A 20,331-nucleotide genomic window follows, 5' to 3' on the forward strand; every position below is an offset into this window, starting at 1 on the left:
GGACTGTGATGCCTTTGAGCGCTGAAGACGCTTTTGAATTATCCAAACAATTCCGTGATCTCGGCATTAACCTCGGAAATTACCGGTTTGCCAATTGGAATAATCTGACCCCGACACAACGGCGCGACTTAGAAGACGAGGAATGGTCGCTGTTGAACTCCTCTTCGGACATGACCACGAAGGCCGTGGGGTTGGCTTTGGAAGAATCAGAGATTAATGCCCAAAGCATTAAAAGTTCGGTAGGCAAAGCCAAGCGGGCGATCAAGAAATTAGAAAAAGTCGGTGAAGTAATCAAAGTCGCTACCGCCACGGTCGGCCTTGCTGCAGCAATCGTGGCTAAAGACCCAGGCGCCATTGCCAAAAACGCTAAACTTGTCCTGGAAGCTGCCGACGTGTAGGTCCCCCGGTCTTTCCCGTCTCCTTATACAGCCCTCACCGGGCCACAGTCGATTGCATGAGACTATTGGCTTGCGGCGGGGAAAATCCTTGGAACCCCCGATGACGCTCAGTCAATTCTAAGACTGAAAACGCGTGACCGTTCACTTGCTCGGGCATGGTAAAAATCTGCCGGAGATCTGCTCCCCGTTCCCCCACAATCTGTCCAGCAAACTTCACCCCTTTGGCGGTCAACCGTTCCATACTGGCTTCGATCTCCGCCACGCGCAGGGCAATATGATGCAGGGTGCGATCCCCGAAGTGCTTGACCCATCCGGGAATAATACTCGTCTTTCCCCGTTCGTCCGCATACGCCTGATCAACAAATAAGGCGGGACATCCGGGTGCCCGGTAGACCTTGGCCCACCAGTCGTCATACTCCAATGTTTCAGAATAGGCATATCCCAATAACAGAAATTCCTCGGCCCGTGGATCAATCGACGACGTGCGCACGGTGATATGATCCACAACCGGGAACAGCCCGATGCCAATCTCCTCCAACGCACCTTTGACAATCGCCGCCGCATGGTTTTTGGCAGCATATTCGTGAATGTATCGCGTAATCACCTGTTCGAGTTCGGAACCCTGATTCATCGCTCTCCTCCCTGGTTAGTCCACAGAAAATGTGATTCCTTGCGCCAGCGGCAGCTCCGTCCCCCAATTAATCGTATTGGTTTGCCGACGCATATACGCTTTCCAGGCATCAGAACCGGCCTCTCGCCCCCCGCCTGTTTCTTTCTCTCCACCAAAGGCGCCTCCAATCTCCGCCCCCGAGGTGCCGATATTCACATTCGCAATCCCACAGTCGCTCCCTTGCCCAGACAAAAACTGTTCGGCATGGCGCACATGCAAGGTGAACAATGAAGACGACAACCCTTGTGGCACTTGATTTTGGAAAGCAATCGCGTCGTCTAATGTGGCATACGGCATGACATATAAAATCGGCGCAAACGTCTCCCGCTGCACCACCTTCCACTGATTCTCAGCACGTACAATCGTCGGCTCGACAAAAAACCCAGGGCCCTCGATCACACCCCCGCCAGAGAGAATCTGTCCACCATCCTGCAACACTTCCTCAAGAGCAATACGATATTCCTCCAAAGCCCGCTCATCGATCAGCGGCCCCATCAACACCCCTTCGTCCAGCGGATTACCCACCCGAACCTGCTGATAGGCCCGAAGCAGACGTTTCACGACCTCCTCATACCGTGTCTCCTGCACAAACAACCGGCGGGTAGTCGTGCATCGTTGCCCGGCAGTGCCCACAGCCCCAAAGACAATGGCAGGTATGGCCAGATCCAAGTCAGCCGTCTCATCGACAATCACGGCATTGTTTCCGCTAAGCTCCAACAGACTACGCCCCAATCGTTGGCCCACGACTTTCGCGACCTTTTTCCCCACGGACACAGAACCGGTAAACGAAATCAATGGCAAGCGTTCATCAGCCACCATCGTCTGCGCCAATTCAACCTGGTCCGTAATGAACATGGAAAAAATCCCCGGAACACCCTGCTCCTCCATCACCTGGTTACAGATATGCTGAACGGCTAAAGCACAGAGGGCGGCCTTAGGGGAAGGTTTCCACACCACCGTATCGCCGGCGATGGCGGCCAGAAACGCATTCCACGCCCATACGGCAACGGGAAAATTAAAGGCCGTGATCACCCCCACCACGCCGAGTGGATGCCACTGTTCGTACATCCGGTGTTGTGGCCGTTCGGAGTGCATCGATAAGCCATACAGCATGCGGGATTGCCCCACCGCAAAATCCGCCATATCGATCATCTCCTGCACTTCGCCGTCGCCCTCAGCCTTAATCTTTCCTACCTCCATCGAGACCAGGGACCCCAGCGCACCTTTTTTGGCGCGCAATGCGTCCCCGATCAACCGCACCACCTCCCCGCGCTTCGGAGCGGGAACTTGCCGCCACTCCCGATATGCCCGTTGCGATTCCTGAATGAGGGCCTCGAAATCCGCCCCGGAGCACCGGTTCACTTGGGCCAGAACCTGTCCCGTCGCAGGATTCACCGAATCCAGCAGACCCTCGGCGGTCGTCGACATCCAACGCCCCTGGCCGGAACACGCGCCGGCATTTACCGCTTTTAACCCCAGTTCATGGAAGACATCCATCACGCGCTCCATTTCCTTTATCACACCATAGGCTCATCACGAGCACGAATCATACGGTTGAAAATACCGCCCGAACCGGTTATCCAGGATTGAGGGCAGATCAAACGTCTCCTGGGTCACAAATCCCCGATACGTCCCGGGACGCTCAAAGACCAGGTCGACCACACTGCACATCCCGGCTGCCGTCGTTACCTGAATCGCAGACCACAATTTACCGGCAATCGTCTGTGGATAGATCTTCTGTACAAAATTTTCCTCATAGAGCTCTCCTTTTCGAAGACCCGTCACCGACGTATAGATCAGGACCACATCCTGCAAGGTCTTCGGCACGGCCTTTTCCAAAATACGCTTCAAGGTCTCCCGGTCATCATTGAGTTTAAGGTCATTCATCAACAGATGAATTTTTTCACAATGGCCGGGATAGCGCAGGGTCTTATAATTCATTGTCCTGACCTTGCCCGCATACGTATCCGCCAACGTACCCAACCCACCCGAGGTGTTAAAGGCCTCGTACAACAATCCATCGATCGAAATGGTTTCGTATCCTTCGAGAGGCAGCAAAGACACTTCCTGACTATTCTCAATCCCATAGCACGTATTGCCGTATTCATTAATCAAGCCGTCCGTCGACCACGTCAGCGAATATTTCAACACATTGCTGGGATTCACCGGCAACGCCCCTACCCGCATTTTCACAATATCCACAGTCTCAAACCGGGTCATGAGTTCATGCGCGACAATGCTGATAAATCCCGGGGCCAATCCGCATTGCGGCACAAATGCCGAGGACGCTCCCTCACTCACCTCACGAATCTTCCTTGTAACTTCCACATCCTCGGTTAAATCAAAATAATTTGCCCCACACGCGCGAGCTTGCTCTCCGACCGCCTGGTTGCAAAAATACGGGAGACAGGAAATAATGCCTTCCGGTCCGACCGAATCGATAAACCGACCCAGGGCTTTGCCATCTTGGACATCGACAGACGACACCTGGAAATGGTCATGGGCGATTTCCTCCTTCAGCCTGGCAACCACTTCCGGATCAACATCTCCCAACACCACTTCAAAGTCTCCGCACTCCACCAGTAATGTGGCAATCAGAGATCCGATTTTGCCCCCTCCCAGAATACAAATTTTTGGCATACGCCACCCTTTTTTAAAAAATCCCTCTGTTGACATATTTTACCCTTTTTGACACCCATGAGAGTAGACTCGAACCCAAGAAAAAAGAATAGATGAATCTCTTCGGTCAAGACTTTCCAATCATCCGGGGCCGGTACCTTCCAGTCCCTATGCATCCGCCAAAACGCAGGAAAAGTCGATGCCAGATCCGACTAATCGTCCTAAGTTTCAGTGGCTAAACTTCCAATTGACAGGATTTTCAGGAAAGAGTAGCGTTTCCCTCCCGAAGGGGTGCTTTCCTAAAACATGACCCCCCAAAACACCTTCACACTTCAGCCATCCACCATTTCAACTAGGGGCAACATTCCCACAGATTCGACGAGAGTGCATCGGCACTCATCCTCTAACAAAAAGGAGAATCTCGTGATGCGTGTAATCCTCGTGTGGCTTGTAGCAAGTATCGGACTGGCAGCTCCCCTCCTCGCATGGGAAGGCCCGCAGGTCGAGTATTCCGCCAATACCCGAATGGAAACAGCGGATGGAGTCATGGAAGGCATGGTCTTTCACAATTTCGATCATTCCTAGGAAAGCACGAAGGATGAGTCTTACGATGAGGTGGGGGTGGGGAACAGGGTGAATTCAAAAATAATGAAGAAAAGAATACTGGCAGGCTTCGTTGCCGGATGCCTACTGTGGGCACCCGCCTTCTGCTTTGGAGGCACCGAGCCTATTCAGGATTTTCGACTATGGGCACCTGTGTATCTCAATTTTCCTGTTTCCGGACCGGTCAAAGGGTACATGGAAGCCAATCCCCGGTTCTCCGACGATGCCTCACAAATCGACCAACTACTTCTCCGGCCGGCAGTGGGGTATCAACTTACCCCTACCATCTCACTCTGGCAGGGGTACGCCTGGGTAGCCAACTACCATCCACGCTACTCTCAGGAACATCGAATTTTCCAGCAACTCATCTATAGCAACAAATTTGCAACGTTTAAATTGCTCAGCCGCTCCCGTATCGAAGAACGGTGGATCCAACACGCCATCGGGACAGCCGTTCGCGCCCGAACCATGCTTCGTGGGGATTTCCCACTACCGGCTTATCCGACCTTGGCCCTCGCGGTCTACGACGAAATTTTTGTGAATCTCAATACCATCCGCCAGGGACCTGAAGCCGGATTCGATCAAAACCGGTTTTTTCTGGGCATCAACTATACCTTCTCCCCAAATCTCAATGTGGATGCGGGTTACCAATTACAGCTCATTAACACAGCCCTTTCGGGTCTGGCCAATCAAGCTAACCACATTCTTCTTCTGCAGTTCTTCATCAATCTATAATATTTTCCACCCCTATCCTAGTAAGGTCGACATACCATGATCGTGTCCCAAATCCCATATTCGATAACATCTCCGGTTTATTTTCCATTCAAATTAAAGACATTCAACACAAATTTTAATATAGGGATGTGATATCCAGCATACCTTCTGCATAAAAAACTCCAACTGAGCCCCCTGACGATTGTTCGAAGATTTTCTTAAAAACACTTTTCTCAACCTCTTATTCATGATTTCTATCATGAAAAATTTCCTTCTATTATGAGGCAACTACATGTTTTACCCTATATTCTCTTAGAATGACCTTCCTATAAAATTCGTTATCATTCTATTTATTTTTTTCGGGACCCATGGTTTGACTAAAACCAAGAGTCCCTTCTAATTTGATGTTTCCCTAATTCTCTGAATCAATCGACAGCCCATTCATTTAGATGTGGGGATAAGAATGCAGAGGAATCTTTAGCGAAAGCCTATCAATTCATAAGGGCTTCTTTTCAAAAAAGGCCCGCTTACTATAAGATAACCTGCGAAATCCAGTAGTCAGGTACGCACCTGATTTCATCCAGCCACCCAAGGAGGGGGTAAGCATCATGAAAAGTATTAGGACTGCCGTCCGAATGTCAGAAGGAATAGAGTATGCCCCGAAAAATACCCTCCTTGAGCTTTGCGACCAGAATTACGATTGGCCTTGCCTTTTTCCTCGGATTGTCTTCTAGCCCCGTTTTCTCGGCTTCTTCCATTCAACTAACCTGGGATGCCAGTCCGGAACCTGACCTCATGGGATATTACGTGCATATGGGCACATCCCAAAGATCTTACAAAACCACAAAAAATGTCGGTCCCAACCCTTCATACATTTTCCAGAACCTAGTGGGGGGAATCACATATTATTTTACGGTCACCGCGTATGATCGATCCGGAAACATCAGTGCACCCGCGAAGGAAGTGTCTATAGCCCTTCCAACAAATAACACAAATCCAAATTTTCCAAAAAATCAGGACCTGAATGGGGACGACAAGGCCGACCTCGTCTGGCACAACACGAAAACGGGCCAGATAGCAGTGTGGCTGCTCAATGGCCCAAGCGTCACAGCCTCGGCCTTTCTGGGGCAGTTGTCCACTGAATGGGCCTTAAGTGGAGTGGACGATCTGAATGGGGACGACAAAGCCGACATCATCTTGCGACATAACACCAGCGGTGCGGTGGCCGTATGGCTAATGAACGGCCTAACCATCACCTCCACGGGCTTTCCCGGCAGCGCGTCGACGGCTTGGGCCATTCAGGGTGTTGGGGATATCAACGGCGATGGCAAAGCCGACCTCGTCTGGCGCAACACCCTTGATGGCCACACCGCAATTTGGCTCATGAATGGGACGACGATTGTTGCAACGGGATTCCCTGCAGGTGTCCCCTTAGAGTGGCAGATCGCGGGAGTAGGCGATGTGAATGGGGATGGCAAAGCGGATGTCCTTTGGCGTCATAGCACCAGCAGCACGGTGGCCGTATGGCTAATGAACGGCCTAACCATCACCTCCACCGGCTTCCCCGGGAGCGCCCCGACGACTTGGACCATTCAGGCCGTCGGAGATGTCAATGGCGATGGCCAAGCCGATCTGGTCTGGCGCAACCACACTGACGGCAACACCGCCATATGGGTCATGAATGGGACGAGGATTGCCCTTTCCGCCTTCCCGGGGGCGGTGTCGGTTGCATGGCAGATAGCAGGAGCTCACGATGTGAATGGGGATGGCAAGGCTGACGTCATCTGGCGCAACAACACCAATGGCGCAGTGGCGGTATGGCTAATGAACGGGGTGACCATCACCTCGACCGGCTTTCCGGGTGCCGCTTCCACAGACTGGAAAATTCAGTAAAACAGGATTGTAGAAAAACACAAAAACGCTTATCTGGATTGGGCTTGTGGACTATCCCAGCGAATGGACTCCTCAGAATAAGTACTAAAAAGGGGAAAGGGGATAAATCATCGACTCCAACCACTGGCAATGGAAAGAAAACTGTCGAACGGACTAAACCTCACGTCAATCTCCTTCACCAACAACATGCTTCCTATCCGGTTCTCCACCAGGAATAAACCCCTCTCTAGGGGAAATTTTCTCCCCAATATCGCCTTCCCCATAAATTTTGACTTCATCATCCTACCCTTGTTGTGGCAAGGGGTGTTTTCAAGCATTAGAAGAAATCTCTTTTCCTCACAGCAGCTATGGCATGAATAATCAGGAGCCCATCTCCCGTCAAACAGGTTATTCCTGCTTGCTGTCGGCAGAAATCCCCTACCGAGGATAGGCTTTCCCGTGAATAGGGAGAGATCTTCTTCCCCCTTCCCACGACCCCGAAAATGGTTACCTTGATTCCCAAAATGTTTGTAGGGGTATTCGGATCAGCCCACAGAATTGTTGCCAACCAATCAATCCGCATAGTTAACAGCCTGAAACCACTTCATGGAACCATTAGTCGTTTTCCTTGCTTCATCGCTAACTGCAACCATTAGCATTCCCCTTCATAAGGTGTAAGGGGAAACCTTCACCCATTGGATTGCTCGAAGTCACATATTCCACAGCAGGCGGGCATTCCTCAAAATGCCAAAGAACCAGCCGCTCCAAGTTTCTTATTTACACTTCACGTCCCTTCATCTCCTACATCTTCCCAATGGTAGAGAAAGCATTGAAATGATCACATTTTGACCGAATTGAAAGTTTCAATCGATTTTCAATTCGCAGAGAACCCTAATGATATATATTTTTTTAGAATGAACGGATGGAATTTCCAAAAAAAATGCGTTCAAGTATTTCATTATTTCGATGGCCTTTTTGTTCGGTTTTTATAATTTCTCGTGTTTGCTCTTCTAAAATTTCTGACCAATCGCCTCGTCATCCTAATTCTCTCTAAAGTTTTTCCTTACTTCTCCGAAATGTTCGCCAGACCGTTTAGAGGTGCGAAAAAATCAAAAATGAAGGGATACAGACTTTGACCACCCATTAGTTCAAACAATCCTCTTCCCGAAAGGGCACACCTACTGTGAAGTAGGGCCGCAATGCCAGGAGTCAGGTAGTATCGCCTGATCGTCCGGCTACCGAAGGAAGACCTAATCCATAGGGGGAGGAGAAAATGCGGACTTCGATCCGAATACGACAAGGAGAAGAGTATGATCCGACCAACCACCACCTTGGGTTTCGTAATCGCGCATACGGCACACCTTGCGCTTCTCCTCTTCGGGTTGTTCGTTAGCCCCGCGTATTCGGCCTCCTCTATCCAACTAACCTGGAATGCAAATACCGAATCGGATTTAGCAGGATATAAAATTTACAAACGGACGTTATCTTCTCAAAATTTTGGACAACCCGTATTTTCAGGATTTCCCAATAATCCATCCTCCCCCTCAACCATCGTTTCCGGGCTCAGTGGAGGCACAACCTATGGATTTATTGCGACCGCCTTTGATACAGCAGGAAATGAAAGCACTCCCTCGACAGAAGCAACAATTACTATACCCACAAGTACACCGCCCGCAGATTCGACCGCCCCGACGGTCACGCTGACGGCTCCCAGTGGGGGCACCGTCTCCGGCACGGTGACGGTCAGCGCCAGCGCCAGCGACAATGTCGGCGTCACCGGCGTCCAATTCCGGCTCCAGGGCGCCAACCTCGGCGCCGAAGATACGACCAATCCCTACAGCACCAGCTGGAATACCACCACCGTGCCGAATGGCGCCTACACCCTCACCGCGATCGCCCGCGATGCCGCGGGCAATACGAAAACCGCCGCACCCGTCACGGTCACGGTGAGCAATACCAGCACGCCACCACCCTCCTCAGGACTCACTATTTCCAATCTGACCGTCGCCAGTGAACAACCATACGTGGTTGGAACAAGCCTCCAAGCTGGGGGCACCGTCTATATTGACCGCAATTATACCTTTACGACGGTTCCCACTAACGTGCAGGGAGCCGCGTATATCCAAACCGCCAATGCGGACAAAGGGGCGACCAATGCCTCCTTTCTGAGCTTTACGGTCAATCAACCTGTGTCGGTGTCTGTCGCCCATGACGTGCGTCTCATCCAAAAACCATCGTGGTTGAGCACCTTTACGGATACCGGCGCGAATCTGGTGACCTCGGATACTACCCACCGCCTGTTTGTGCGGTCCTTCCCCGCTGGCACCATTACCCTCGGGGGCAATGCCGGTAGTGCCTACAGCATGTATTCCGTTCTCGTCAAATCAGAGGGTGGCTCCATAGCGGACACCACGCCCCCGACGGTCACGGTGACGGCTCCCAGTGGGGGCACCGTCTCCGGCACGGTGACGGTCAGCGCCAGCGCCAGCGACAATGTCGGCGTCGCGGGCGTACAATTCCGCCTCCAGGGCGCCAACCTCGGGACCGAAGATACGACCAGTCCCTACAGCACCAGCTGGAATACCACCACCGTCCCGAATGGCTCGTACACTCTCACGGCCATTGCCCGCGATGCCGCGGGCAATTCGAAAACCGCCGCAGCCGTCACGGTCACGGTGAGCAATACGCCGGCAGATACGACCGCCCCGACGGTCACGCTGACGGCCCCAAGCGCGGGCACCGTCTCCGGCACGGTGACAGTCAGTGCCAGCGCCAGCGACAATGTCGGCGTCGCGGGCGTGCAATTCCGCCTCCAGGGCGCCAACCTCGGGACCGAAGATACGACCAATCCCTACAGCACCAGCTGGAATACCACCACCGTCCCGAATGGCTCGTACACTCTCACGGCCATTGCCCGCGATGCCGCGGGCAATTCGAAAACCGCCGCAGCCGTCACGGTCACGGTGAGCAATACGCCGGCAGATACGACCGCCCCGACGGTCACGCTGACGGCCCCAAGCGCGGGCACCGTCTCCGGCACGGTGACAGTCAGTGCCAGCGCCAGCGACAATGTCGGCGTCGCGGGCGTGCAATTCCGCCTCCAGGGCGCCAACCTCGGGACCGAAGATACGACCAATCCCTACAGCACCAGCTGGAATACCACCACCGTCCCGAATGGCTCGTACACTCTCACGGCCATTGCCCGCGATGCCGCGGGCAATACGAAAACCGCCACAGCCGTCACGGTCACGGTGAGCAATACCAGCACTCCACCCTCACCCCAAAATCACGATCTGAATGGGGACGGCAAGGCCGACCTGGTTTGGCGGAATACGAAAACCGGGCACGTGGCTGGGTGGCTGCTCAATGGCACAAGCGTTGCCGACTCGGGATTTCTTGGCCAGTTGCCTACGGAATGGGACCTGAAGGGAGTGGGGGATCTAAACGGAGACGGCAAAGCAGATGTCGTCTGGCACCATAGCACGAGCGGTGCGGTGGCCGTGTGGCTTATGGACGGCGTGAACATAGCCTCCACAGGCTATCCCGGCACCGCCTCGACGGCTTGGGACATTCACGGAGTCGGGGATCTAAACGGTGACGGCAAAGCAGACCTTATTTGGCGGCACGCGAATGGCAGCACCGCGGTATGGTTGATGAATGGGACGGCGCCTCCTTCTTCCACCGGCTCACTGGGCGGTGTGGGCTTAGCCTGGGAGATCGCGGGAGTGGGGGATTTGAATGGGGACGGCAAGGCGGACCTCGTCTGGCGACATAGCAAAAGCGACAAAATGGCGGTATGGCTAATGGACGGCCTGACCAGGACTTCCGTAGGCTTTCCCGGCAGCGCCTCGACGGCTTGGGACATTCACGGAGTCGGGGATCTGAACGGTGACGGCAAGGCGGACCTTATTTGGCGGCACACGAATGGCAGCACGGCCGTATGGTTGATGAACGGGACGGCGCCTCCCTCCTCCACCGGCTCACTGGACGGTGTAGCCTCAACGTGGCAGATTGTGCAAGTAGGTGATGTGGATGCGGACGGACGCGCGGATATCATTTGGCGCAATGAGACGAGCGGCGCGGTGGCGGTATGGCTGATGGACGGCCTAACCAGGACTTCCGTAGGCTTTCCCGGTGCCGCTTCCACAGACTGGGAAATTCGGTAGGCACGAAGGTTAAAAACACAAGAACGCCGACCTGGGATGGTCTCGTTGGCCATCCCGGCTAGCTGTTAATAGAAACCCACTGTCCGGAATAATCATTCGTGCCGCACTCCCACGCGGCACACGGATATCCAACAGACCCCTTGGTCCTAATACAACTTCCAAGGATATGCATGGAACACATTCGACCCCCATATCGGCATTGCCCGTCCCGCCATCAATACTGAAACTCCTCCCCGCCAGTTTGGCAAACCCGATAAGCACTGACATAAATAGTTTGTTGGGAGATGGTTCGCACAACCCCTCTGAAAGTCTCGGTGCAATCAGACTACAATTTGTTCGTGAAATAAATAGCGTGTAGATTAATTTTGACAGACAAGGCTAGGATCTTATTCATGATACCGCACCATTTCTACAAAGCCACAAATCATCCTACAGAAGGCGTGGCACTTCAAACTTGAATCCACCTCTTCCTTGCTGCCAGATGGTATCTGAGGCTATTCTTAATTTGGTATTTATTGGACTGTTTTGTTATGACGTGTAAAATGGCTTCAAAAGTTTTTCCTGAGAAATGCCATATTCAATGTTTAAAAATTTTACAATTTCAACCCATTGGATAAAGAAATCCAACGACTGTACATTGTTTTCCTCAACCCCGCGCGACCTATCATTTGATTGGTTCGTCCTGGTTACAGGAGTTTCGTTCGGCCTATGGAAAAATTAATGGCAAGTACGATATCAACCAATCAAGCGTGCAACAAAAATGAGAACAATGCCGGGCCAGTAGGCCGGGGATAAAATTTGACAAGGGGAAGTCCCCGGCTGATGCGCTTCAATACACAAAGAGGAGGTCAATGAAACAGGATGGCTAAACTGATCGAGCAACCCACAAGAATTAAACCTGCAGGGAATAAACCCAAACTCATCGATGAATTTATCGGACGGGTCAATTCCGGCACAGATCAGATCAGCATTGCGCGGATGCACAGTCCTTCCGGATGGGAAGAGCCCGGCCAGACGCCGGAGTTCGATGAATATACTCTGGTCCTGTCAGGTCAATTGCGGGTGGAAACGAAAGAAGGGGTGATTGAGGTAAATGCCGGTCAGGCGGTCATCGCCTTTCGCAATGAATGGGTGCGATACAGCACCCCGGGCCCTGAGGGAGCTGAGTATATCGCGGTGTGTACCCAGGCCTTTTCCCCGGAGACCGTGCATCGCGATCCGGATTGAAACAGGTTTCCATGAAAGCACCCAACAGAGAGCCAGTCCTAACCGCCGGCTAATAATCCGCCCACGGGCGTGGCAATTGGAGATGTCCAAAAGAGGCTAAAGATGTTAATGCAATGCTTACCGGTGGTGATGACGATGACCTCCCCCAAACCTGAACCCAAACCCTATTGCAGGAGGCCCATATCCCCAATATCCTGGACCCTGGCCGTAATAGCGTGAATATCCCCATGGAGAATGGAGGTAGAAACCGTTCAGTGGAAACCGGGCATAGCCATAGGAAGAACCATAGGAGTACGCGTAGGGGAAAACATAAGGCGGCCGATACCGGGAATTCTGCTTAGAGGTCTGAACTTGGCTCAGGGCTAAGGCTTCCTGACGATCCACTTTCTCTTTGAGCTGGTTGACTATCCCCTCCTGGGCCTTCAATTGTTTTGCCAAGGTATCGATCTTTTCTTGCTGAAGCTCCATCAACGTGGTCACGCATCGGGCTTGAGCATCTCCAGAATATCCGGAACATTCCCAGGGAACATTGGTGGCTTCTGCAAAGGCATGAGGATTGCTCATAGTCAAACCTACTCCTCCTCCAGAGATTAGCAGGCATATGATCCAACGGTTTAACCGGAAGGACTTTGGCGGGAACTGCATCATGAACCTATTCATCTCCCCCTCCAATTGAAGGCATGAGGCATTTTATCATGGCTTCACCTAGCCCTACAAATGAGAGACCTTCACACTGAAGACCTGAAGAGCAATGAAGTCCCGAAAGATCCGTTGACAGCCTGTTCAGGAATTCGTAGCCTTCACCTGGCTTCCCTTGCACAGAAGTTTTCATGGTTTAAGGCCATGGCACACAAAAATGTTCTTCCGCAGAAAGCCAATGATTTCCCATGGGACGCACAACCACCATTCTAGGGAAGGAACCTATCCGCTGCGGATGGGTGGGCACCAAACCACACTTCATCCCCTATCATGATGAAGAATGGGGAATCCCTGTTCACGAAGACCAACGCCACTTTGAAATGTTGACATTGGAAGGAGCACAGGCCGGCTTATCCTGGTCAACGATTCTCCTTCGTCGTGAAGGGTATCGTCGCGCTTTTGCCGGATTCGATCCCGAAAAGGTCGCACGCTTCGATTCCAGAAAAAAAGCGGCGCTCCTTCAAGATACCGGGATCATTCGGAATCGCCTTAAAATTGAATCGGCCATCACGAACGCCAAAGCGTTTCTCACAATTCAGGAAGCCTTCGGATCTTTTGATCAGTACATCTGGGACTTTGTGGGAGGTGCCCCAATCATCAATTACTGGAATGAAATGGCACAAGTTCCAGCCACCACTTCTCAGAGCGACGCCCTTTCAAATGATCTCAAGAAGCGTGGGTTTAAATTTGTAGGGAGTACCGTGATCTACGCACACATGCAAGCGGCCGGATTAGTCAATGACCATACCACGGATTGCTTTCGACATCCCTCAAACCATTCCGCGCAGACCACCTTTCAAGGAACGGGCCATTCCCGACCAGCAGCCCCCTCCACCATCAGGATCAAACGAGTATACGACGCCCCTGCCCCGGATGACGGATGTCGGATTCTCATTGACCGGCTGTGGCCACGTGGACTTTCAAAAGAAGCGGCTTGCGTCAATCTGTGGCAAAAAGATCTTGCCCCGTCAACAAGACTGCGTAGCTGGTTCCGGCATGACCCGGCCCGCTGGCAAGAATTTCAGACACGGTATTTCACCGAGCTTGATCAGAATATCAATGCCGTGAAGGATCTTTGGCAACGAGCCCGATATAGTCCGGTGACTATTCTTTTTGCGGCCAAGAACGAGAAATACAATCATGCGGTCGCCCTGAAAGTCTATCTCGCTCGTCATTTTAGATGAGGGGCCTGTATTCTTCCAGAGCTTTTGATCAACCCACATGAAAGCGGACTTCAGGAGGATCTCACAGGATGCGGAATCGCCTGTGTGGCCGGTTTAGCCAACGTCACTTACCAACAAGTCAAATCCGTGGCAATGACATGGGGCATGACGTCGGCGATACGCGTCTCTGGACCAATACGGTCTTCGTTCAAATATTGTTAAACCATTATGGGATTCAATCCCTGCCGGGAGAATCCCGTTTCGATCCTAGCAGGGTCTGCTGCCACTCGCCCTTTTCGCCACGAAATGGCACCACAAAAATAATCAGGCCTTGTGGCAGTGGATGATTTATTGGAAGAACCCAGCCGGACCAGTGATGTTGGACTCTCAATTCATTCTACGTAAACACGTCCGTACCGATTTCGGAAGGATCAAACCCAGAGGGTTTAGCACGGTTCATGATCCTGTTTTAAGGAACTTCCATAAGAAACTTTTTTGAAGTTAACCTTCTTAAATTGAAAGCATTTTCCTTGCGAATAATAAAAAAAATCGTTACTATTTCTCATTATTTTAAATTATTCTTCATTCCCATTCATCCTGCCCTTATTTTTATCATGTCGAGAGATGTCAGACGTTCGATCCAATTGCTCATGGAAAGGAGCAGCATGATCGAGGGTTTGCCAATGTACCGGCAAATTCAACATTATTCTCAAACATCGGCTTGATAGAACAATCATTTTTCTCAGGTGCGCATTCGTCGTTTCCTTAAGTCATCATTAACCAAAGGTCGGATGATGTTGGTGTTCATCGTTTGACCAAAACGAGTCCTGCGTGAGGACTCCACATTATGGCCATGTGGTGCGCCGGAGCATGAACCGTTTCGTCCAATTTCTGTACCATAGACTACCTCCAGTGATGATGTTCGGAGAGTTCAGGCTGCCATCAGATCCAGCTCCGGCAGTCCGGATAACGCGATCCCCTGTAATCAATTTCCCCCGTGCATCGAATCATCCCGGGCTTCCTGTTATGACTCATTCATTGTATGGACCAATGGAAAAAGTGAGTCGATAACATGTCATTCAAATCTCTGACCATGGATGTTCCCGCCGTAACAGCCGAACAGCCACAGCCAAACCTTCATAGGGCTCTCATTGTGGGGCTGGCATTGGGGATCTTCGTGGCCGATTGCCTGACCCCACTGGGGATTGGTATGGGCAGTCTGTACATTCTGGTCGTCGTGGCCACTTTCCCCCTCAATCATCCCTGGACCACAAAAATCGCGATAATCGGCGCAATATTTTTAATTTTCCTCGGCTATTGGGGCTCTATTTCAAGGCTAGGATATGAAACTGCGGTTATTAATCGCTCCCTATCGACTCTTTGCGTTTTGGTAACGGGATATATGACTCTAAAAAATATCTCTTCCCGACAGGCACTCCAGACGGTCAAAGAAGATCTCGAAGTCAAATATGGCTTGCAGACGAAGGAACTCAAAGAGCAAAACCAAACGATGTCTGTTCTCCTCGAGGATTTGAAGCTGACCAAAAATGATTTGGAAGACAAGGAGCGTCGGCTACGCGTGTTTGTTGATGCCTTTCCAAGTGGCATGTTAATTGTTAACCATCTCGGAAACGTGGTCTTTGCCAACAAATTAATTGAAACTCTCTTTGGGTATTCACAACATGAATTAATCGGACAATCCATTGACACCCTCGTTCCTAAAAGATTTCAGCAGAACCATGCCCGACATCGGGTGGCATTTCTCGAAAACCCAAGCACCCGGGCCATGGGGGCCGGACGGGATCTGTTTGCCCGACGCAAAGACGGAAGTGAATTTCCCGTAGAAATCGGCCTGAACCCCATCAGCACGCCGGACGGCCTCATGGTGCTCAGTTCAGTCGTGGACATTTCAGCCAGAAAACAACACGAAGCTGAGCTCAAACGCCTCAACCAACAATTAGCCAACCAGAATCAGGAACTGGAAGCCTATAATTATGCCGTTTCGCACGATTTACGAACACCCTTGAGAGCAATTCATAATTATGCGGATTTTCTGCTGGAAGATTTGTCTACAAAGGTTTCATCAGAACAAACCGAGTACTTGAACGGCATTACCACCGCCGTATGCGAGGCGGAAGAGCTCGTCTCCGATCTCCTTGAACTCTCCCGGTTGAATATCAAAGATTCGGTTCCGCAGGTCTGTCATGTCGGGAACATCATTGCCAAAACGCTTTTCCTGCTGAATTTCGACAAAGACGTGGAGATTCATCAACCAGCTGAATGGCCGATAGTCCTTGGCCATGAACATCTGGTGAAACAGATTTTCCAGAACCTCCTTGCCAATGGAGTCAAATTCAACCACTCCTCCCCAAAAATTCTGAAGATGAATTGGAGGCAGGAATTTCATGGCGTGATCACCTTTACCGTCGAGGACAATGGCATTGGGATCTCTGAACCCTATCAGGATAAAATTTTCCAGGTCTTCGAACGATTGCATACGAACAGGGAATATGAGGGAACCGGCATCGGCTTGGCGATTGTCAAAAATGCGGTGTGCAGGCTTGGCGGAGAAATCCGCGTGAAGTCCGAATTGGGCAAAGGCAGCATTTTTTCATTTACGGTACCGATTGGAGAAAATTATGATGATGCATGAAACCAGGAATTTAACGATTTTAATGGCGGAAGATAATCCCCACGATGTCCTGGCCACCAAACGTGCCTGGGAACAATTCGGCTTTGGAAATCATCTGCATATTGTGTCGGATGGCGAAGAATGTCTGGAATACCTGTTTCATCAAGGAAAATATCTGGAATCGAACATTTTTCCTGATCCTGACCTCATCCTACTTGACCTCAAACTTCCGAAACTGGATGGACATCAGGTTCTCAAAACGATTCGGGCGAAAGACCAGTTCCGGTTTTTACCTGTCATCATTCTCACGAATTCAACCCTCGAGACCGACCGGAACAAGGGATATGAATACGGATGTACGGCGTTTCTCAAAAAACCGGTCGGGTACGCCAACTTTGCCAATCTCTTGAAATCCCTACGGACGTTCTGGAGTTGCGTGGAACCCTATGCCAAACCATTAACAGCTTAACCGAACGGGTCACCCATGTCCCTAGTCCAGGATCCCGGATTATCAGCTCTCCTCGTCGAAGACAATTCCCATGAGCGAATCGCGATCCGCCGTTCCCTGAAGAAGGACGTTCACACCCTTCTTGAATGTGAAAGTGCGGAGGAAGCCCTTCGCCATCTGGAACACGCTCCTTCGGAATTTGACGTCATCATCGCCGACTTCAAGCTCCCAGGCATGGATGGCCTCACACTGTTTCGCACCCTGCGTCAGATGAAATGTGTATCGCCGTTTATTCTCTTAACAGGCAATGGATCCGAACAGATTGCCATTGAAGCCTTCAAAGCCGGAGTGAATGACTATTTGGTCAAAGCGTCCGAAAGCGACTACTTGGATTTATTGCCGGCGCTCGTGACGGAAGTCATCCAGAATCATCGTTTGAAAATAAAAAATGAGTTACTCGAATTGTCGCTCAAAGAAGCCCAGGAACGGTTTCACCAATTCATGGAGCATTATCAGGGGATTTTTTGGCTAACCGACTTTCACGAACCAAGAAGATTATTGTATGTCAGCCCGACCTATGAACGGATTTGGGACCGCCCGGCTCTTCAGCTCGCTCAAAACCCGTTGGATTGGCTTGAAGCTCTTCATCCCAAGGATCGGGACCGTATCAGGAACGCCTATCTCAAGTTAAATATCAGCGGAGAATATAACGAAATTTATCGAATCGTGAAAGCAGACGGGTCGACACGCTGGATCCATGAACGCGGCCTCATCAACCACAATCAAGGGGGGCATCCATATCGGATCACCCGGCTGGCAGAAGATATTACCGACCGCACCACGATGTCAGAAGCCCTTCAGGCCAGCGAGGAACGCTTTGCACAGTTCATGGCCCATCTTCCGGGATTGGCCTATATGAAAGACGAACAATATCGTTTGATGTATCTGAATCCGGAATTTGAGCAGGTGTTCAATATTGATCTCAAAAACTGGATAGGCCAAACCGTTCACGAGGTCTTTCCTCCCGACACGGCGGCAAAGCTCCAATACGATGATGACTGGGTGCTCTCTCGTGGTCAATCCCTGGAAATCATCGAGGACATTCCACTTAATGACGGCCTCCATCAGTTTTTAACCTGCAAATTTCCTATTCTCCAACATGACCGTCCACCGATATTGGGAGGGGTATCGATCGATGTCACCGGGCAATTCAAGGCGGAAATCCAACGAGATCACATTTTTTCCCTCTCCCTGGATCTCATGTGTAGCATCGGCATTGACGGGTATCTGAAAAAAACCAATCCTGCCTTCGAAAAACTTCTTGGGTACACCCAGGAAGAACTGCTATCCCAACCATTGATCTTTTTCACTCATCCGGATGACCGGATATCCACCCAGGCAGCGTTCTATCAACTCGCTGAAGAGAAAGATGTAATGGATTTTCAGAACCGCATCCGTGATATCCGTGGCAATTATCTCTGGCTGGAGTGGCGTGCCACTCCCCAGCTTGAGGAAAAAACCATCTATGCCGTGGCGCGGGATATCACCCAGCGATATCACGCAACCAAAGCGCTCCGTCGGTATGAACAAATTGTGTCAACCAGTTCCGACTTTCTCTGCTTTTTAGATGAGAAGAATTGCCTGCAAGCCGTGAATCATGGATTTTGTGAATATTTCAATCTTCCTGCCCGGGAAATCACCGGTCGTCACATTCGGGATTTTGTCGGAACGGAACTATTTGAATCTCAACTCCAAAGCCATTTAGATGACTGTCGAAAAGGGCGGGTCGTCTGCTTTCATCAGCATGTGACCTTTCCTGAAGAAAACGTGCGCTTCATGGAGGTGAAGCTGAATCCCTATGTAGAGTCGGACGGAACAATTTCAGGCGTGACCGCCATATGGAGAGATCTCACCGAGCAAAAACGTCTGGAACAGCATGTCAGACAGACACAAAAAATGGAATCCATCGGAACCCTTGCAGGAGGAATCGCCCACGATTTCAATAATATCCTGATGGCGATCCTCGGGTGGGCAGAAATGGGAACTTGGAAACATCCCCAAGGCGATCCCGCAAACAAATATTTTGAGCAAATCGGAATCGCGGGCAAACGTGGCCGGGATCTCATCCAGCAGATCCTCACCTTCAGCCGGCAAACCGAACACCATCCTCGTCCGGTGGATCTGGGCCCGGTTATCGAAGAATCCCTTGCGCTTTTTCGGGCCACCTTTCCCTCAAACATTGAGCTACATTTTGGTAGTCATCACAACATGAATATGGTGTTTGCCGACCCCGTTCAAATACAACGAATCATCATGAACCTCTGTTCGAATGCGGAACATGCCCTTCGCCCCCATGGCGGCACCCTGAACATCGACCTTCATGCCATCATCATTGAACATGGCAACTTGCAATTTCCACCGACACTGAGTCCCGGAAGGTATGTGCAGATCGTCGTCAGTGATTCCGGCCCTGGGATTCCCGATCATATCCTTCCAAAAATTTTCGACCCGTTCTTCACCACCAAACCCGTGGGAGAAGGAACCGGAATGGGATTGTCCGTGGTACATGGCATTGTAGAAAATCTCCGAGGACACATTTCGGTCAAGTCTTCCAAAAAGGATGGAACCACCTTTCTCATTTCCATCCCCGAGTACCAGGTCCCCACCGACTCCTCCCTTCATGTAAAGCCTTCCACCCTGAGTCCTGGAAGTGGACACGTGCTGATTGTGGATGATGAAATATCGATTACCGAAGTCTTGAAAGAATTTCTGGAGCATCTGGGCTATACCGTCACGGTCCGGACAAATCCCTTGGAGGCCCTTGAAGAATTTCGCATGAATCCCCATCGATTCGACTGTCTCATCACCGATCAAACGATGCCCGGACTTGGAGGAGACCAGTTATCTCGAGAAATCCTCAAAGTACGCCCGGATATGCCAATCATCCTTTGTACGGGGTTCAGTCATACGATTGACAAGGAAAATTCTTCGGAACAGGGGATTACCGCATTCCTTTATAAGCCCATTTTATTGGATCAACTGAGCCAAACGCTGACCCACATCCTGTCACATTCCAAGCCCGAAATTCCTAAGGTATAACTCACAACCTCAGGCTTCACG

General features: G+C 51.1%; 15 protein-coding genes, 1 pseudogene and 1 riboswitch. Of the genes and pseudogenes, 11 read left to right on the forward strand and 5 right to left on the reverse strand.

Going from position 1 to position 20,331, the window contains the following annotated elements; translation table 11 throughout:
• Positions 1 to 8: 8 nt before the first annotated feature.
• Entirely contained in the window at positions 9 to 398 is a 390-nt protein-coding gene (locus PQG83_RS09885) for a hypothetical protein (RefSeq protein ID WP_312643091.1), read from the forward strand.
• Between the two features lie 34 nt (positions 399 to 432).
• On the opposite strand, the gene PQG83_RS09890 is transcribed toward PQG83_RS09885, so the two are convergent.
• The 3 genes from PQG83_RS09890 to PQG83_RS09900 are packed head-to-tail and all read right to left on the reverse strand — an operon-like array spanning position 433 to position 3,708.
• On the reverse strand, positions 433 to 1,029 hold the full coding sequence (locus PQG83_RS09890; protein WP_312748939.1) for a VOC family protein: 597 nt from the start codon (positions 1,027 to 1,029) through the stop codon (positions 433 to 435).
• A gap of 15 nt (positions 1,030 to 1,044) precedes the next feature.
• Complete coding sequence (gene amaB, locus PQG83_RS09895; protein WP_312748941.1) at positions 1,045 to 2,565, reverse strand: L-piperidine-6-carboxylate dehydrogenase; 1,521 nt, start codon at positions 2,563 to 2,565, stop codon at positions 1,045 to 1,047.
• Positions 2,566 to 2,601: 36 nt separating this feature from the next.
• On the reverse strand, positions 2,602 to 3,708 hold the full coding sequence (locus tag PQG83_RS09900) for a saccharopine dehydrogenase family protein (protein WP_312748943.1): 1,107 nt from the start codon (positions 3,706 to 3,708) through the stop codon (positions 2,602 to 2,604).
• 405 nt (positions 3,709 to 4,113) lie between these two features.
• Here PQG83_RS09900 and PQG83_RS09905 point away from each other — a divergent pair, with 405 nt between their 5' ends.
• The 4 genes from PQG83_RS09905 to PQG83_RS09920 all read left to right on the forward strand — a co-directional run bounded on the left by PQG83_RS09905 (position 4,114) and on the right by PQG83_RS09920 (position 11,042).
• Positions 4,114 to 4,272: a hypothetical protein gene (locus tag PQG83_RS09905; protein WP_312748945.1), complete on the forward strand. Its 159-nt coding sequence runs from the start codon at positions 4,114 to 4,116 to the stop codon at positions 4,270 to 4,272.
• Positions 4,273 to 4,335: 63 nt separating this feature from the next.
• Positions 4,336 to 5,025, forward strand: a complete 690-nt coding sequence (locus tag PQG83_RS09910; protein WP_312748947.1) for a DUF2490 domain-containing protein — start codon at positions 4,336 to 4,338, stop codon at positions 5,023 to 5,025.
• A gap of 633 nt (positions 5,026 to 5,658) precedes the next feature.
• Complete coding sequence (locus tag PQG83_RS09915; RefSeq protein ID WP_312748949.1) at positions 5,659 to 6,897, forward strand: FG-GAP-like repeat-containing protein; 1,239 nt, start codon at positions 5,659 to 5,661, stop codon at positions 6,895 to 6,897.
• A gap of 1,140 nt (positions 6,898 to 8,037) precedes the next feature.
• Positions 8,038 to 8,119, forward strand: a riboswitch (cyclic di-GMP riboswitch).
• A gap of 67 nt (positions 8,120 to 8,186) precedes the next feature.
• The gene (locus PQG83_RS09920) at positions 8,187 to 11,042 is read left to right on the forward strand and encodes an Ig-like domain-containing protein (RefSeq protein WP_312748951.1); all 2,856 of its coding nucleotides are present in this window, start codon (positions 8,187 to 8,189) and stop codon (positions 11,040 to 11,042) included.
• 9 nt (positions 11,043 to 11,051) lie between these two features.
• On the opposite strand, the gene PQG83_RS09925 is transcribed toward PQG83_RS09920, so the two are convergent.
• Positions 11,052 to 11,309: a hypothetical protein gene (locus tag PQG83_RS09925; RefSeq protein ID WP_312748952.1), complete on the reverse strand. Its 258-nt coding sequence runs from the start codon at positions 11,307 to 11,309 to the stop codon at positions 11,052 to 11,054.
• A gap of 594 nt (positions 11,310 to 11,903) precedes the next feature.
• On the opposite strand from PQG83_RS09925, the gene PQG83_RS09930 reads away from it, so the two are divergent.
• Complete coding sequence (locus tag PQG83_RS09930) at positions 11,904 to 12,269, forward strand: cupin domain-containing protein (RefSeq protein ID WP_312748954.1); 366 nt, start codon at positions 11,904 to 11,906, stop codon at positions 12,267 to 12,269.
• A 117-nt stretch (positions 12,270 to 12,386) separates the two neighbouring features.
• Here the strand turns inward: PQG83_RS09930 and PQG83_RS09935 are convergent, their stop codons facing one another.
• Positions 12,387 to 12,833, reverse strand: coding sequence for a hypothetical protein (locus tag PQG83_RS09935; protein ID WP_312748956.1), 447 nt, complete (start codon positions 12,831 to 12,833; stop codon positions 12,387 to 12,389).
• 323 nt (positions 12,834 to 13,156) lie between these two features.
• On the opposite strand from PQG83_RS09935, the pseudogene PQG83_RS20975 reads away from it, so the two are divergent.
• The 5 genes and pseudogenes from PQG83_RS20975 to PQG83_RS09955 form a co-directional block, all read left to right on the forward strand.
• Positions 13,157 to 13,735: pseudogene (locus PQG83_RS20975) on the forward strand (DNA-3-methyladenine glycosylase I); the annotation flags it as partial.
• Between the two features lie 75 nt (positions 13,736 to 13,810).
• The gene (locus PQG83_RS20980) at positions 13,811 to 14,152 is read left to right on the forward strand and encodes a DUF488 domain-containing protein (RefSeq protein WP_376753590.1); all 342 of its coding nucleotides are present in this window, start codon (positions 13,811 to 13,813) and stop codon (positions 14,150 to 14,152) included.
• Positions 14,153 to 15,203: 1,051 nt separating this feature from the next.
• A complete protein-coding gene (locus PQG83_RS09945) occupies positions 15,204 to 16,784 on the forward strand; it encodes a sensor histidine kinase (RefSeq protein ID WP_312748959.1) in 1,581 nt (526 codons plus the stop codon).
• Positions 16,771 to 17,232: a response regulator gene (locus PQG83_RS09950; RefSeq protein ID WP_312748961.1), complete on the forward strand. Its 462-nt coding sequence runs from the start codon at positions 16,771 to 16,773 to the stop codon at positions 17,230 to 17,232. Before PQG83_RS09945 ends, PQG83_RS09950 begins: the two co-directional genes overlap by 14 nt.
• 15 nt (positions 17,233 to 17,247) lie before the next feature.
• Complete coding sequence (locus PQG83_RS09955) at positions 17,248 to 20,310, forward strand: PAS domain S-box protein (protein ID WP_312748963.1); 3,063 nt, start codon at positions 17,248 to 17,250, stop codon at positions 20,308 to 20,310.
• Positions 20,311 to 20,331: the final 21 nt, after the last annotated feature.

Source organism: Candidatus Nitrospira neomarina, assembly GCF_032051675.1.
GTDB lineage: Bacteria > Nitrospirota > Nitrospiria > Nitrospirales > UBA8639 > Nitrospira_E > Nitrospira_E neomarina.

What these genes read in the sequence shown, in the direction of transcription:
- PQG83_RS09885 (WP_312643091.1), top strand. Translation starts at nt 9, where the DNA reads ATGCCTTTGAGCGCTGAAGACGCTTTTGAATTATCCAAACAATTCCGT.
- PQG83_RS09915 (WP_312748949.1), top strand. Translation starts at nt 5,659, where the DNA reads ATGCCCCGAAAAATACCCTCCTTGAGCTTTGCGACCAGAATTACGATT.
- amaB (WP_312748941.1), bottom strand. Translation starts at nt 2,565, where the DNA reads ATGGATGTCTTCCATGAACTGGGGTTAAAAGCGGTAAATGCCGGCGCG.
- PQG83_RS09905 (WP_312748945.1), top strand. Translation starts at nt 4,114, where the DNA reads ATGCGTGTAATCCTCGTGTGGCTTGTAGCAAGTATCGGACTGGCAGCT.
- PQG83_RS09890 (WP_312748939.1), bottom strand. Translation starts at nt 1,029, where the DNA reads ATGAATCAGGGTTCCGAACTCGAACAGGTGATTACGCGATACATTCAC.
- PQG83_RS09945 (WP_312748959.1), top strand. Translation starts at nt 15,204, where the DNA reads ATGTCATTCAAATCTCTGACCATGGATGTTCCCGCCGTAACAGCCGAA.
- PQG83_RS09925 (WP_312748952.1), bottom strand. Translation starts at nt 11,309, where the DNA reads ATGTCAGTGCTTATCGGGTTTGCCAAACTGGCGGGGAGGAGTTTCAGT.
- PQG83_RS09910 (WP_312748947.1), top strand. Translation starts at nt 4,336, where the DNA reads ATGAAGAAAAGAATACTGGCAGGCTTCGTTGCCGGATGCCTACTGTGG.
- PQG83_RS09955 (WP_312748963.1), top strand. Translation starts at nt 17,248, where the DNA reads ATGTCCCTAGTCCAGGATCCCGGATTATCAGCTCTCCTCGTCGAAGAC.
- PQG83_RS09920 (WP_312748951.1), top strand. Translation starts at nt 8,187, where the DNA reads ATGATCCGACCAACCACCACCTTGGGTTTCGTAATCGCGCATACGGCA.
- PQG83_RS09930 (WP_312748954.1), top strand. Translation starts at nt 11,904, where the DNA reads ATGGCTAAACTGATCGAGCAACCCACAAGAATTAAACCTGCAGGGAAT.
- PQG83_RS09900 (WP_312748943.1), bottom strand. Translation starts at nt 3,708, where the DNA reads ATGCCAAAAATTTGTATTCTGGGAGGGGGCAAAATCGGATCTCTGATT.
- PQG83_RS09950 (WP_312748961.1), top strand. Translation starts at nt 16,771, where the DNA reads ATGATGATGCATGAAACCAGGAATTTAACGATTTTAATGGCGGAAGAT.
- PQG83_RS09935 (WP_312748956.1), bottom strand. Translation starts at nt 12,833, where the DNA reads ATGAGCAATCCTCATGCCTTTGCAGAAGCCACCAATGTTCCCTGGGAA.